At 65.4% G+C, this 14351-nt stretch carries 11 protein-coding genes; 8 read left to right on the forward strand and 3 right to left on the reverse strand.

Annotated features, from left to right (window positions below):
* Nucleotides 1-158: 158 nt before the first annotated feature.
* The 3 genes from GUY59_RS42100 to GUY59_RS42110 all read right to left on the reverse strand — a co-directional run bounded on the left by GUY59_RS42100 (nt 159) and on the right by GUY59_RS42110 (nt 3291).
* Nucleotides 159-1583, reverse strand: coding sequence for a DEAD/DEAH box helicase (locus GUY59_RS42100; protein ID WP_138207335.1), 1425 nt, complete (start codon nt 1581-1583; stop codon nt 159-161).
* Between the two features lie 799 nt (nt 1584-2382).
* Nucleotides 2383-2892 (reverse strand): hypothetical protein, encoded by a 510-nt coding sequence (locus GUY59_RS42105; protein ID WP_138207333.1) that lies wholly within the window; start codon nt 2890-2892, stop codon nt 2383-2385.
* A gap of 36 nt (nt 2893-2928) precedes the next feature.
* Nucleotides 2929-3291: a hypothetical protein gene (locus GUY59_RS42110; RefSeq protein ID WP_138207331.1), complete on the reverse strand. Its 363-nt coding sequence runs from the start codon at nt 3289-3291 to the stop codon at nt 2929-2931.
* 577 nt (nt 3292-3868) lie between these two features.
* Between GUY59_RS42110 and GUY59_RS42115 the strand changes: the two genes are divergently transcribed.
* The 8 genes from GUY59_RS42115 (at nt 3869) to GUY59_RS42150 (ending at nt 13710) form a co-directional block, all read left to right on the forward strand.
* Nucleotides 3869-4780: a phosphorothioated DNA-binding restriction endonuclease gene (locus tag GUY59_RS42115; RefSeq protein WP_138207329.1), complete on the forward strand. Its 912-nt coding sequence runs from the start codon at nt 3869-3871 to the stop codon at nt 4778-4780.
* A 191-nt stretch (nt 4781-4971) separates the two neighbouring features.
* Nucleotides 4972-5673 (forward strand): NUDIX hydrolase, encoded by a 702-nt coding sequence (locus tag GUY59_RS42120; protein ID WP_330849292.1) that lies wholly within the window; start codon nt 4972-4974, stop codon nt 5671-5673.
* Entirely contained in the window at nt 5670-6785 is a 1116-nt protein-coding gene (locus tag GUY59_RS42125) for a 5'-methylthioadenosine/S-adenosylhomocysteine nucleosidase (protein ID WP_138207325.1), read from the forward strand. The genes GUY59_RS42120 and GUY59_RS42125 overlap by 4 nt, the downstream gene beginning before the upstream one ends.
* Entirely contained in the window at nt 6782-8740 is a 1959-nt protein-coding gene (locus GUY59_RS42130; RefSeq protein ID WP_138207323.1) for a hypothetical protein, read from the forward strand. Before GUY59_RS42125 ends, GUY59_RS42130 begins: the two co-directional genes overlap by 4 nt.
* Before the next feature lie 143 nt (nt 8741-8883).
* The gene (locus GUY59_RS42135; RefSeq protein ID WP_138207321.1) at nt 8884-10008 is read left to right on the forward strand and encodes a hypothetical protein; all 1125 of its coding nucleotides are present in this window, start codon (nt 8884-8886) and stop codon (nt 10006-10008) included.
* Entirely contained in the window at nt 10005-11801 is a 1797-nt protein-coding gene (locus tag GUY59_RS42140; RefSeq protein ID WP_138207319.1) for an ATP-binding protein, read from the forward strand. Before GUY59_RS42135 ends, GUY59_RS42140 begins: the two co-directional genes overlap by 4 nt.
* A 127-nt stretch (nt 11802-11928) precedes the next feature.
* On the forward strand, nt 11929-12864 hold the full coding sequence (locus GUY59_RS42145) for a GIY-YIG nuclease family protein (protein ID WP_138207317.1): 936 nt from the start codon (nt 11929-11931) through the stop codon (nt 12862-12864).
* A gap of 321 nt (nt 12865-13185) precedes the next feature.
* Nucleotides 13186-13710, forward strand: coding sequence for a hypothetical protein (locus GUY59_RS42150; protein ID WP_138207315.1), 525 nt, complete (start codon nt 13186-13188; stop codon nt 13708-13710).
* Nucleotides 13711-14351 lie beyond the last annotated feature (641 nt).

Raw genomic sequence — 14351 nt, forward strand, 5'->3', positions numbered from 1 at the left:
CCGCCTGCACTCAGCGATCGGACACCTGCCACCAGAGGAGTTCGAAGCTCTCTACTACGCTCAACACCAGCCCAACGAACCCGCCGGAATCAACCGTTGAGGTCTCCATCAAAGTCGGGGCGCTTCACCCCACCCCACAGCATTTCTCGATGGTGTTCTCAGCGGTCTGGTTGTGCCGAGGGCTGGGACGGCAGTACGAGTGTTCCAAGATCGCGGGCGAGTATGTTGAAGTAGCGTTGCGTCGACCACGACGCCCGATCGCCGATGACGTAGAGGCGCCGTTTGGCGCGGCTGACCGCCACGTTCAGCAGGTTCGGACGCTTGGCCGCCCATGCCTTGGCACCCGGCCGTTGCGGATCGCCGCCCAGGACGAGGATGACCACCCTGGCCTCCATGCCCTGGGCTGTGTGCACGGTCCCTGCCTCCACGCCCGGGAAGCGCCGCGCGACCTGCTGCATCCCGCGTACGACGTCGCGGAACGGGCTGATCACGAAGATGTCCTCCGGCGCGACCTGGTCGTGGGCGAGGCGGGTCAGGATGCGTTCCAGCGCGGCCCCCTCCTCGGGGATACAGTGTCCGCTGGAGCCGGCTCCGACCACGTCGATCCACACACTCTCCGGCAGTTCGATCGGGGATTCAGAGATCTTGCCGTAGACCATGAGCCCGTCGTAGGCGATGGCGTTGGAGACGCCGAACATGGGCTCGTCACAACGTCGGTGGACGCGCAGCGGGGCTCCGACCCAGACGGGAGCGTCCTCTCCGGGCAGATACGTGCCGTACGCGTTCGTATGATCGGCCAGCTGCTGAACCGAGGTGCGTCCTGGCAGCCAGTGCTCCTCATGTACGCCGAACGTACGCCGCAATGCCTGCTGGGCGGCGAACGGCAGCGTCACCACCGGCTCCAGCTGCAGAGGATCCCCTACGGCCACCACCCGCCGTGACCGCCAGATCGCGCCCGCCGCGAGCTGTGGTGCGGCCTGGCCGGCCTCGTCGATGAACAACCAGCCCAGCGCCTCCTGCGTGAGGTGCGAAAACACCCGATCGAAGGAGGCGAAGGTGGTGGAGATGACCGGGACCAGGAAGAACAGGCTCTGCCACGCTGCCCGTACGGCCTCCTCCGGCACGCCGGCGGGCACGTCCCCGGTGACGACGTCCATGGCGGCGTGCAGGCTTCTGCGCATCCGCGTCGCCTCCGTCCGGAGGAACGCCTGGTGCAGGCGGAGGGCCTCCACGAACAGGTCGGTGCGGGCGTGGTTCCAGGCCTCGTCGGTCCACAGTGTCTGACTTTCCCGGTGCTTCTCGTCGGTCCACCAGCGCTCGTCCGGGAAGAACCGCCCGAGCCGCTCTTGCTGGACGGCCAGACGGGATTGAAGCTCGGCCAGCCGGGACCGGGCGGTGTGCAATTCGGTGCGCTGCGAGTCGCGCTCTCGGGAGAGTTGTGCGGCGGTCCGGCGGAGTTCTTCCAGCCGCGCGGTCGCGGTGCCGAGCGCGTCCTCAGCGCTCTGAACGTCACCTGCCAGGGCCCGGTCCTGCGCATGCCACTCTCGGGAGGCCTTACCGAAGGTGAAGAGCGCGGTGACCACGCTGGGCTGGAACTGTTGATGCTCTGGCGGCTGCGCTTGCGTGAGGTGATCTCCTGCCGTGCCGACTCCTCGAGACGCTTGGCGTCGTCGAACTCGGTGCGCAGGGCGGTGAGACGACCTTCGGCGGCGGTGATCTGCTCGGTCGCCCGTGCGATGATGCGCTGCTGTACGGGCAGTTCCCGCAAGGCGTCGCGGGCGGTGGCCCGCTCGCGCCGGAGAGCCTCGACTCGTTCGTAGGCGAGGGTGAACGACTCGACGGCCGTTGCCCAGGAGTCCGTTACGGTGCTCTGCCAGGCTTCGAAGCTCATCCGCAGACCGGGTTCGTCGGCGGTGCCGTACCAGGCCTTTCTGACGAACTCCATGCGGTAGGACTTCCTGCCCAGCTTGGCCGCCACCAGGCCCCACGCGGGCTCGCCGAGCACCCGGCTCGCCACGTCGTCGAAGTAGGAGACCTCCCGTCGCCAGAGCGCGTCGATCGCCTTCTCTCCGGGGATCTCGGTCGTAACGTTCTCCACAGCCCCGTTGTTGGCCGAGGTGACCACCATCTCGAAGCCGGTGAGTTCTTCACGCCACAGGCTCACCACCCGCCGGAAGTCGCCTGTTTGCCAGCGCATCTCTCCGGTGAACGCGGCCTCGGTGCTGGGCAGCCTGGACAGGCGCAGCGCGCGCTCCACGACGTTGGCCGCGATCAGATCCCTGAGCATCGTGGTCTTGCCAGCGCCCGGAGGCCCGTTGACAGCGAACAATCCCGCCCTCGGGGCCAACTCGGACATGATCGTGTTGACCGCGAACTGCTGGCTCAGCGCGAGCGGCAGGCCCGGCCCTTGTGGCCAACGTCCGCAGGGACATGTTCGGGCGCCACGTGGTCGAGAACCACCTGCGGTTCCTTGCGCAGGTCCGTACGGGACGGCTCTGGAATCCGCAGGTAGGCGTCCAAGGCAGCGCCATAGGCGCCTGCCCGGACGGCTGAGGCAACTCGTTCGAGGTCATGGAAGATGAAGCTGTTGAGGAAGTCGGTGCTGCCGTCATCGTCGTGCTCGCGCCGGCGCGAAACCTGCACGCACTTGACGAGCAGACCGTCGGGCGCCAGGACCTCCTCCACACCGAACCGGTCGGCCGTGAGCTTCATGAGTGCCCGCAAGTCATCCTGCCTGAGAGGGCGACCGACAGAGACACCTTCGTTCCGCAGTTCGGCGGCTCGCTGGTCATGCTCCAGGGCGGCGACGAGTTCCTCGCCGGCGGCCCCTACGCGACCGGCCGCCACGTCGAAGCCCTTGAGCCAGGCCGGATCCCGGTGGCCGGGGGACACCGTGCGACCCGCCGCCCAGGCGGCACTGGAGAACTCTCACGCTCCCAGCAACGGCCGGCCTTCTTCCGTGACCAGCATGGCGAAGAGCGCACTCGCCCCCTGCGGGGCACGGTCGAAGTTCTCCGGACCGGGCCCGAACACGTTCTCCAGCAGGACCCGTACCCGTTCGAGCTGGAAGACGCCGCCGTAGACGATGTAACGCCACGTCATGTTCGGCCTGATGCGCCTGCGCTGGAGAGGATGGCCGGCCTCCCAGGGAAGCAGGGCGCCGGCCGCCACCTGGAATACCGGCTCCCGCTCGTCCCGAGGGTCGACCCTTGGCAAACTCGGCGGGCTGAACAGCTCGCAGGCCCGCCAGAACTCCATGACACGCGCGCGGCTGTCGTTCAGATGGCTCACGGCACTCCTAGCTGAGGGACTGCACGACCTCGTCAGGTCTCGGTACTGGAGCTCTCAGGGCGACCACAGGTTAACGGGACGCCTTGAGAGACGTGGGCAGGATCGCAATGTTGGCCGGCAAGCAGGGATCTAGGCGGCCCGCACGCCATCAGCGGCCGGGATAGCCGCCCCCTCAACCTCGATGCCGTACGTCCGGAGGACCCTGGCAGCGTTCGCGAGCGCCACTCGCGCCAGCGCGCTGGGCGGTACCTAGCAGTTCTTCCGTGGCCTCCACCATCTTCTCGGTGGTGGCGGCCTCCGGGACCAGGTCGCCGAGGAGATCAGCGACTCGATGGACGATCTCCACCTGCCGAGCCAGCCGCACCGCATCGTTCTCATCCCGTATGGCGCCGCGCCTCACGCGTGCGCGCGCCCAGGGTCTCGGGGAGTTGGCGAGGTTCAGCGAACGCGGGTCGATCAGGTCAGGATCGGACACCGTACGCAGCAGGCCGTCCAGCTCACGAGGGCTATAGGGCGCCGTCGGCTAAAGCGAGACGCGAATACCTCGACCGAAAAGATCGTCCTACACTGGCCGATTGTGGACTGGATCGAGCGGGTCGCCGAGATCCGGCGCTGGAGCAGAGGCGGCGAGCGCGCCCCGCACAAACCGCTCCTCCTGCTGTACGCCCTGGGCCACTTCCAGCGGCACGGCGACGGTCCCATCCCGTTCAGCGCAGCCGAGGTTGAGCTGAGGAAACTGCTCAAGGAGTACGGCCCGCCGCGTGACACCAGCCCCGGCTACCCGTTCCATCACCTGACGAACGACGGCCTCTGGCTGGTCGACACCCGCCATGGCTCCGGCAGCCCTGGCCCGGAGCTGGGCCGCCTGCATCCCGACCTGGCCCGCGCGCTGGCGGAGGAGCCCGGCCTGCTGGGGCGGATGGCCCGCTACCTCCTGGACGCCAACTTCGCGCCGTCCCTGCACACCGACCTGTGCCTGCTGGCCGGCCTGGACCTGGAGACGCTGGAAACCCTCACGGAGATCATGAAGCAGCGCGACCGGGGGTTCCGCGACCGGGTGCTCATGGCGTACGAGTACTGCTGCGCGTTCTGCTCCTACGACGGCTGGCTGGACGGCGCGGCGGTGGGCCTGGACGCTGCGCACGTGCGCTGGTGGGCCTTCGACGGGCCCGACGACGTAGCGAACGGCCTGTGCCTGTGCGCCATCCATCACAAACTGTTCGACAAGGGCGTCCTCGGACTGACCGCGGAGCGCACCATCGCCGTCTCGGCCAGATTCGTCGGCCGCTCGCAGTCGTCCCGTGACATGGTGCTCACCCTGGCCGGCCGACCCGTCCGACAGCCCCGGCCCGGCCTGGAGGTAGTTGAGCAGAACCACATCGACTGGCATAGCCACCAGGTGTTCCGCCCGCCCGCGGCTGAGATCACTGGCTGCGGGATCTGGACGCGCAGCCGGGCCGCCTACGAGCCGAAGGTCCGTAACACCTGATATCAAATTGTCGGAGGGGCAACGTACCGTCACCGGCATGCCCGCCCCGGAACGCTGTACAAGCGGACAGGCGTCAGGCCCCCAAGCATTGCGGGGGATGGCGAAGCTAACCGCGCCGCTACTTTTTGTCAGTTTGACAAAAATCTAGAGTCAGGCGCATGAGCGACGATCGATGGGAGCCGCCCGCCATCTTGCTCGCCGTTGACCTGGTGATCCTCACCTTGCGCGATTCACGCCTGCACGTGCTGCTCGTCGAGCGCGGCATCGAGCCGTACAAGGGCGCCCAGGCGTTGCCGGGCGGCTTCCTGCAACACTCACAAGAAAGTCTCCTCGTCGCGGCTCATCGAGAACTGACGGAGGAGACCGACCTGAGCGTCGTGACACTCCGGCTGGAACAGCTCGGTGTCTACGACGACCTCGGGCGGGACCCGCGTGGCCGGGTGGTGAGCGTCGCCTTCCTGGCCATCGCCCCAAGGCTGCCCGAGCCGACCGCCGGCACCGATGCCGCCGAAGCCGGTTGGCAGCCCACCGATCGGGTGCTCTCCGGTGAGCTGGACCTCGCGTTCGATCACCGGCGCATCGTCACGGACGGCATCGAGCGCGCCCGCGCCAAGCTTGAGCACTCCGCGCTCGCCACGGCCTTCTGCGGGCCGACGTTCACGATCACGGATCTTCAAGACGTCTACGAGGCGGTGTGGGGGATGCCGCTCGATCCCCGGAACTTCTATCGAAAGATCAAGAAAACCGACGGCTTCATCGTCCCGGCCGGTTCGGCGCGCAAGGCCGCGACTGGGCGACCGGCTCGGCTGTTCAGGGCCGGCCCGCGCGAGGTCCTGTACCCCCCAATGATCCGTCCTGTCGACTCGCCGAACGGAAAGGAACCGGCGCAGTGAGCCCTGTTGTGATTCTCACCGCACTAGACCTGGAATACCAGGCGGTCCGGGAAAAGCTGGTCGGCCCGCGTCTGCACCGGCACTCTCAAGGCACCCTCTTCGAGGTGGGTCGGCTGGCGGCTGGACGAGGCGAGGTGGTCCTGGCGCACGTCGGCAAAGGCAATCTTTCCGCGGGGGTGCTGGCGGAACGTGCCATCGCCGAGTTCCGGCCGGCCGCGCTGCTCTTCGTGGGCGTGGCGGGCGCGTTGCACACGCACATCGCTCTCGGCGACGTCGTGGTGGCGACGCACGTGTACGCGTTCCACGGCGGCACCAGCGAGGACGACGGTTTCAAGAGCCGTCCGCGGGTGTGGGAGACCTCGCACGCCGCGGACCAGATCGCTCAGCACCTACACCGGGCCGGCTCCTGGACCAGAGATCTCGACCCGCGCCCGGAGGTGCATTTCGGGCCGATCGCCGCGGGGGAGGTAGTGCTGAACTCCCGGCTCTCCGAGTACGCCCACTGGATTCGTGAGCACTACAACGATGCGTGTGCGATCGAGATGGAGGGCGCCGGCGTGGCACAGGCCGGCCACTTGAACCAGGTGCCCGTCGTCGTCATCCGGGGCATCAGCGACCGGGCCGACGGCACCAAGGAGACCACGGACCGCGAGCAGTGGCAGCCGAGGGCTGTCGCCAACGCGGCCACGTTCGCCGCGGCGCTGGCCGAGGAGTTGTCCACCGAACGTCCCACGACAAGGAGCTCTGCCATGCCCGAGACGAACACGAATATCGCCCAGGGAAACGCTCACGTGGGAGTGCAGGCGGGCACTGTGCACGGCGGTATCTGGATCGCTCCTCAGACGTCCCGGCCGGCGGAGCTCCCCGAGGCACTGGCCGGATTCCGCTCCCGGCTGTGGCAGGCGTGGGCGGACGGACGTCTGGATGAGGCGACGTACAAGGCGGCCGAGGCGGAGCTCGTCACGGCAGACCAGGCGCTGGAGACGAAGACACCGGACCGCGCGAACACGCTGACGCTGGCGCTGAAGAAGCTGTGCGGGCTCGTCGGTGACGTGGCCGACCTGGCAGCCGAGCTGACCGTCATCATTGCCCTGGCCCAGTCCCTGTCATGACCGAGCCGGAGCACCGCGTCGAGAACGTGGCCACAGACTCCCACGTCGGAGTGCAGGCAGGGACCGTTCACGTCGATGCCATCTACATGACGACACCGCAGGATCCACCCGAGACCAAGTTACGGACCGGGGTGTACTTCCTGAAAGGCCGCATGCCCGAACCTGCCCGGCAACTCATCAACGAGGCCATGGCGGGCTACGCCACCAACGAGGTCTACTTCTACTGGTTGCTCGCCATGGTAAGCGGCCGGACACGGCACGAGCTGTCCAAGGACGAGACCGCCCGGCTACGCGACCGGCGCACCACTATGCGGCTCTGGGGCGAGGACCCGTGGCGGGACGGCGTCCGCGTCATCGACCGGCTCCTGGAGTCGGCGGGGAAGGCCGAGGAGGATATCCGAGTCGTCGTCAAAGACCTTGACGCGCTCCGCGAACCGCAACGCAGTCTGATCCTGGAGCATCTGGAGCTGTACCTCGACGGCCCGATCGAGAACCATCTGTGGCATCTGGCGCTGACGAAGGCACAGACGGATCAGATGGGCGCTGATCGGAAGGACAGGATCTGGAAGTTCTTCCATCCGGTCCCGGAGAAGCCCCGGCGACGGGAGCCACGACCACCCGACACGCCTCTGGGGATGCGGGCCCAAGCCGTGACGGCGACGGCTGTCCTAGCCATAGCGGTGGCCCAACTCGGCTACCTGATCATGCAGAGCGGTCGTGTCCTCCTCATGCTCGCCTACCTGCTGGGCATTGCCGGCGCCTATATCGGCATGCGGAACAGCGCGGACTGGCGCTTCCGCGTCGTACGCCGCCGTGCCAAAGACAGGGAGTACCTGGGCCCCGGCACCAAGGCCGAGCGCGGCAGCCTCGCAAAGAAGGCCGAGCACCGGATCAATTACTACTTCGCCAAATACCTTCCATTCAGGGTGGATCGTGACAACTGGCTGGCCGAAACGGAGGGCATCCGCCGGAGCCTGCGTGACGAGATCGCAGAGGTCTACGCGGGGGTGGGCATAGAGAAGATCGCCTGGCTCATCCGGCATCGCGCGCGAGAGACCGGCGAGCGCCGCAAGAGGGAAGAGCTGTGGAGCTACCGCACGGAACTCGCCACTCCCGGACGCACCAGGGCTCTGGCGATCCTCGGTCTCCTCGCCCTCGCGAGCGGAGGCGGCTGGGCAGCGGTCGGCGCCGTGCCGGTCGAGCCTGCCCTGGCGATCGTCACGATCCTCTTCCTGCTGATCTCAGGATGGATCAGCGCACACGCGTGGTTGCACCTCGTCTTGGAGCGCCGCCGGCACACCGCGGACGCAGCTGAGAGCGACCGGACCTTGGAGGCCGACCTGGAGGGTCTGGCCCGGTGGCGCGCGAAGATGGCGGACAAACCCCGCGACGCGGAGATGGCCAGCTGGCTGGACTGCGACAGAAAGGTGCTCCTCGCGGAGGCGCTGCGGCACTACAGGCTGACCATGAGTGATGTCATCGCGCACGCCTTCATCGAGGCTCCCGTTCGGTCGAGTGAGCGCGCGCGGCTGCGTGGCGGTCCGTGGCGTCACAAGAAGTATCAGCTCCTGGTCTTCCTCATCACGCAGGAAGGCGTCCGCCAGCTCACCGTCAGGCTCGACTTCCTGAAAGGCACCTTCCACGACTGGCAGAGGCTCAATTACCGATTCGAAGCGGTCGCCTCCGTAGGGGTCAGCGAGTCGGGCAACGACGAACGCACCTTCCAACTCACACTGGTCAACGGCCATGAGATCAGTGTCGAGGTCAGTTCCGGGTTTGAGGAGCTGCAACAGGGCGAGAGCCCCGGCGCGGTGTCCAAAGTGTCCCTGGACGCCGCGGGCATTCCCCACACCCTCCACGTACTGGAAGGGATCGCCGCCGAGGGAAAGAAATGGGTCGAACAGCAAGAGCTGCGCACGGGAAACCTCTCGGCCGCCTTGAACGATCCCGAATAGACGAGCTCGAGCACTCCTGCGTGTAGCTTCCGCCGACAGCGACCTGGTGCTTATAAAACCTGGAACTCTGCCGATCTCGTGGCTACTCTGCAACTGAGTGTGGTGATCGGTTGCGAAGCGTCACTGGAGGAGCTGGAGGTCCAGTGGAACAGCGTGACGCACAAAGCCTTGCCGACATTCTGTCGATCGCGCCATGGATGGAGCTCGAAAAGTACGTCGACCACCTGAGGGATCGGGTCGATGTGGCCGTTCTGGCCTCGCACGAGCGGCGTGAGCAGCTCCGTGCCGAGATATTGGCCGAGAATCCGGATTTAAGCGCCCAGATCCGCCGCCCGTCGCCTGAGAAGATGCAATGGGCCAAGCACCTCCTGCGCACCGGCATCGTCGCCGCCTCCGATGGGACGCTGGCCGCCGTACCCCTCCTGAGCGGTACGAAGGTCCAGGTGGGCGTGGTGATCGTTACCAACACCGGCGAATCCGTCGGGCTCGTGACGAGGGTGTTCGAGCACGAGCTGACCAGCACCGGTGACACGGCCAGGGAGTTCTTCGACAATCTCCGCAAGGTGCATGGCACCTCCAACCTGGCCAGCCGCGCCCTCATGCTCTTCGGCGAACGCAAGCTCCTGCTCGCGCAGGAGGCCGACTGGCGGATGATCCATGGAGAGCTGGTTCCCTTTGAGCTCCGTACGGGCGTGGGACATCCGCGGGAGAACCTGCCGCCCGTTTTCGATCTCGTCCGCCACTACATCAAGGACCAGCGGTTCATCGCGGTCAGTGAAAGCCCCGAGGACCTGGACGTGCTCAACGCCGGCATCGTCCTGGAGCCGGGGGAGTTCATCGAGTTGCGTACGCTGGCCGACGACCTCACCGGTTTCCTGGACGGCGATGAGGGGGCAGGGACGACCAGGGCGGGGTTCAACAACCTAGATCGGGCGAGATTCCGAGCCTTCATCGCAGAGGTGGGGCCGGAGGTCACCATTTTGCTCATCAAGGCCGGGCATCGTCCGTTTCTGCTGGAGTGCCACCGGGAGCGGGTCGAGGAGGCGGCGGCGCTCTTTCTCACCGACGCGCTCTGGACGCGAGGTCTGCCGGACACCGGCGCGCCCGTGACGGCGCGCGGCTTTCCTTTTCACATCGACCTCGCCGACAACGTGGCCCGCACGATGTTCAAGGGCGGGGAGTTCCGGACGTTCATTGAAACGCGCCTGATGGAACTCGGAGTGGAGCACGGACTCACCGATCTGGACCCACGGAGGACACGAGGATGAACTCGGACACCGAGGTCGAAGCCGAGGCCGAAGAACCGCTGGAAGGGCCGGAAGGCCAGCACGACGCGCCTTCTCCCGCAGAACAGGAGATTTCCGCCGAAGACCTTGAGGCCGCCGAGACCAGCCTCACCCGATCGCTGGTCACGCTCGGTTTCATCGCCTTCGATGGGCCTGGGACGGACAACACCAGCAGCGGCGTCATGGTCTCCGAGCAACTGCGCCGCCATTTCCGCCGCGACGCCTACGTAGGCGTCGACGACACCGAACAAGGCATCGTCTTCCTGGGACGCGTCGTCGAAGGCCCCTTCCACAGCCCACACGAGATCGGCCCCGACTCGGCCATCAGCCGCACCACACTGCTCCATCCGGAACGCACCCAGTTCCGGCCCACCTATTACGCCGCCGGCACGATCGAGATTCTCGGCGAGGTCAACCCGGCGGAGAACGTGCTCCCCACCTCGACCCGCCCCCGGCCGTACTCCCAGGTGTTCATCTATCCCAGCGACCGGCTGCGCCGGATGCTCGGCATCGAAGGCGACATGCAGCTGGGCTCGTTGCTCGGCTACGACGACGTGAGAGTCGAGGCGGATTCGGCGAACAAGGGTTTCCTGCCGCGTAACGCCGGCATCTTCGGCACCGTGGGATCAGGCAAGTCCAACACCACCCAGGTGCTGATGGAGGAGGCCATTCGCGCCGGTTGGGCGGTCGTCGCGATCGACGTCGAGGGCGAGTACGTACGGATGGACAAGGGGAACGACGAGCCGCACCTCGCTCGCCTGCTGGAGGAACGCTTCGACGGGCGGCGTCCGCGCGGCATCCCCGACTTCCGGGTGTACGTGCCGAACGCCGGCATGACGGACGCGCCCGACCCGCTGCCTTTCAAGGTGCCGATCGCCGACGTGCCCGAGGAAATCGTCGCCGACGTCCTCGAATTCACCGAACCCCAAGTGAGAATGTGGGGAGCCATCACGGGCCAGGCCCGGCGCAACGCGGAGAGGGCCTCCCGGCCGGCCAGGATGGGCGCCCTCGCCGCTCCCGCACCGCCTCCTCCTGCCCGCCCGTACGACCTCAGCGACCTGATCGACGGCTTGCAGGAGGACCCGACCACGGGCGGCATGCCCCTGCTCCCGCCTAAACTCCTCTCCACGGAGAAGGCCACCGCGTCCACCCTGCGGAACAAGCTGTACAAGCTCGGCAGGTCCGAGATGCTCGACTGGCGGCCCACGAGGAACACCCCGTACCTGGATGTGGACGAACTGCTCGTCAAGCGGCGCCTGAGCGTCTTCGACGTGAGCGAGACCAACGACAGCGCCCGCAACATCGCCATCTCCTTCCTGCTGCAGGTTTTGTTCGACCGGGTGATCGCGGTCGCTCGCGGCGAGCCCATCGGCAAGGACGGCCGGCCGCGGCCGCCGGTGCTGGTGGTGATCGAAGAGGTGCACACGTTCGTCTCGCGGGCCAGTGCGGGCCGGATGCGCGCGGTGCTGGACCAGTTGCAGGTCATCAGCCGTCGTGGCCGCAAGCGGTGGATGGGGCTGGTGCTGGTGTCACAACAGCCCGGGCATGTGCCGGAGGAGTTGTTCGAGCTGGCGAACACGCGGTTCATCCATCAGCTCAAGTCGGCCGGCAACCTTGCGCCTGTACGTGCCACTACGGGCGGCGTGCATGAGGCGCTGTGGTCGACGGTTCCCGCGCTGGGGCAGGGGCAATGCCTGCTGACGGGCTCGGTGTTCCGCAACCCCGTCTTCGTACAGATGCGTCCAGCCCGCTCCCGACGCATGCATACAGCATGACGAAACTGCCCAGCACTCTATCCCGGTCGTCCTTCCTGGCGTGGCCGCACTGCTCCCATCACCGATCAGACTGTCAGTGACGCCTGGCAGTGTGAGCTCGAAGAGGCCTCATCTGTCGGGAGGATCCATGCCACAGCACTCGGTCGGCTTTGTCTACGTTGTCAGCAACAGAGCCATCCCCGAGATGGTTAAGGTTGGTTTCACGACGAAGCTTGCGGAGAAACGGGCGAGACAGCTCTACTCCACAAGCGTCCCGTACCCCTTCGATGTTGAGTTTCGCGCTGCTGCGTCACACTGGCGGGCCGTGGAGGCATTCGCCCACCAACTCTTGGGCACTTGGCGGGTGAATCCTCGGCGCGAGTTCTTCGCTGTCACGGCCAAGGACGCTATCGAGAACGTGCGGGATGCGCTCCTGACAGGGAACAGTATCGATGCTTGGAGTGGAGACGACGGGAATTATGTTAGGCACGGAGATCGGATCGCTCTAACCCTGGCAAGTGGTGATCTCTTTCTAATCGTGACCTGTCCGAGCCTCATGAGTCGCCCCGAGATCACTGACGTATGGCAGGCCCACAGTGATGGGGATCTCCTTGAACTCATGGGAACCAACGATCCCGACCACGTTGCTGGTTTGAGTAGTGAAGAAGCTGACGGTGAAGAGGATCCCGTCCCGTATCTTGATCGGAAAAGAACAGTTCCTAATGGGGCCATCAACGGTCGGGAGCGGCTTGTCCCTGGTGAACGGCTGATCTGGCTGCGGCCTTACGCGAGTGGTATGGCCTGCAAGGTTGCCCTCTTCGAGATGAGGGCTTATTGCCAGGTCGTAAGTCGCACCTGGGAACCGGAGATCGACTCATCAGGTGCGCCGCTGCTACTGAACATCGTGACGTACGACGAGCCGCCTGAGGGGGTGGCTCGTGTTGCTGCACTAGTGCCGCGTTTGCATCAACCGAGATGCTGGGCGCCTGTGAGCGCGGGGGCCAGCGAGGAGTGGTATCGGAGCGTTGGCGACCGTCCACAGAAGCCAGAATATTGGCTGAAGCAGCTTGAGTCCCGCCGCTGACCGTTCGCGTCGGTGGCACGCGATCAAGGTCCAGCGCTTGGGGCAGTTGGGTCAGCCAGGATCAGGGACGTGAGCGCCCAGGACAAGAAGCCGCCAGCGGCTTTCCGGGCTGGACCCGGGCATGCGTCCGGGAACGGGAGTTGATCCCGCCTCGACGGCTGCTTCCTCCCATCATCCCTCAGGCGGATGAACAGGCCAAACAGATCCTCTGCTCTGCGATCTATCTCGCGACATTGCTACTCACCACGCTCAATGTATGTAATTAAGCTCCCGTCAAGCAGAGAACGAGCACGTCACCGAGAAAAAGGACTCGAGATCGCAATGAAGGATATACAGATCAGCGTGCAGACCCACTTCCGGTGGACTGAATGTGGGGTCGTGACGCTGGATGGAGATGGTGAGATTTCCTTCCCTCTATCGGATCGTGACCCTGGTCACGGCTGTGTGTACGCCCTAGAAGGACGCAGAACTGCAGAACTGCAGAAATTGCGTGATCTATGCCCTCGATGGATATATATTGGCCAAACGGGAAACCTTGCGAAGCGTCTAGCGAGCTACCGGAAGCCCGGGCCTAAACAGAAGACGAACATCAGAGTGAATCGAGTTCTTAAGCTGGAGCTGAAGCAGGGCTGCCAGGTTAAACTTTTCAGGGCCATCGACATCTCGATCAACGCCGATAGCTGTCCAAACCTGAGTGCATATGATACCGTTGCTAGAACTCTAGCCGAACATGCCGCACTGTATCAGCTGTATTTTCAAGAGGGTGCAGTGTATGCTATCGATTTTCTCAACAAGGGTCTTGACACAATAGTAGACCGTGAATTCGGAGATGCGCCCTGGCTGTAACGACGAACAAGGAGCACAGCAGTAGGGCCTTTGCGCGATCAGCCTGATCTGGGCGGGCAGAGCAAGGCGACCACTCGTGCGTCTGCTGAATGTGTGCGTCAGGTGTGCGTCCTCGTCACGCCGGACGTTCCGATGAGCGAGGCAGGTCCCGACCGGCAGCGGGAGGGGACGCCCGGCATCGACATGCCGGGCGATGTCATTCTTGTCGGCGACGGGTGAGGACGAGCTTCGCCTGGAGGAATGACGCTCAGTTTTAGGATGTATCGGGCGTGATCAACGGCTATGTTCGTCGCATGTCGAGCCGTCGTAGCGGGTCACGAGAGGCCTGGGGGTTGAGAATCGGGGTCTGACCTGGGGGTACGCCTCCAAGATCATCCCGACTATATCCCCGGATCATGGTCCTACGGCTGCGTACGGGCGCTCTCGGCTGCCTATCAAGGTCCACAAAGCAAAAGACCTGCGGCCGGGAAGCCGCAGGTCAGGGGCTGAAATGCCTGGTCAGACGCGTGCCCCCGGCAGTGTGCTGGTTCAGGACATAGGAAACCCATGTCGCAGGACATAGGAAACTTCAACAGGGTGTGTCTCAGGACATAAGCAACCGCCGCGATCAACAGCGTGGGCGGTGTGTCCAAGGCCAGAGT

Origin of the sequence: Nonomuraea sp. K271, assembly GCF_009908215.1 — a bacterium.
GTDB lineage: Bacteria > Actinomycetota > Actinomycetes > Streptosporangiales > Streptosporangiaceae > Nonomuraea > Nonomuraea longispora.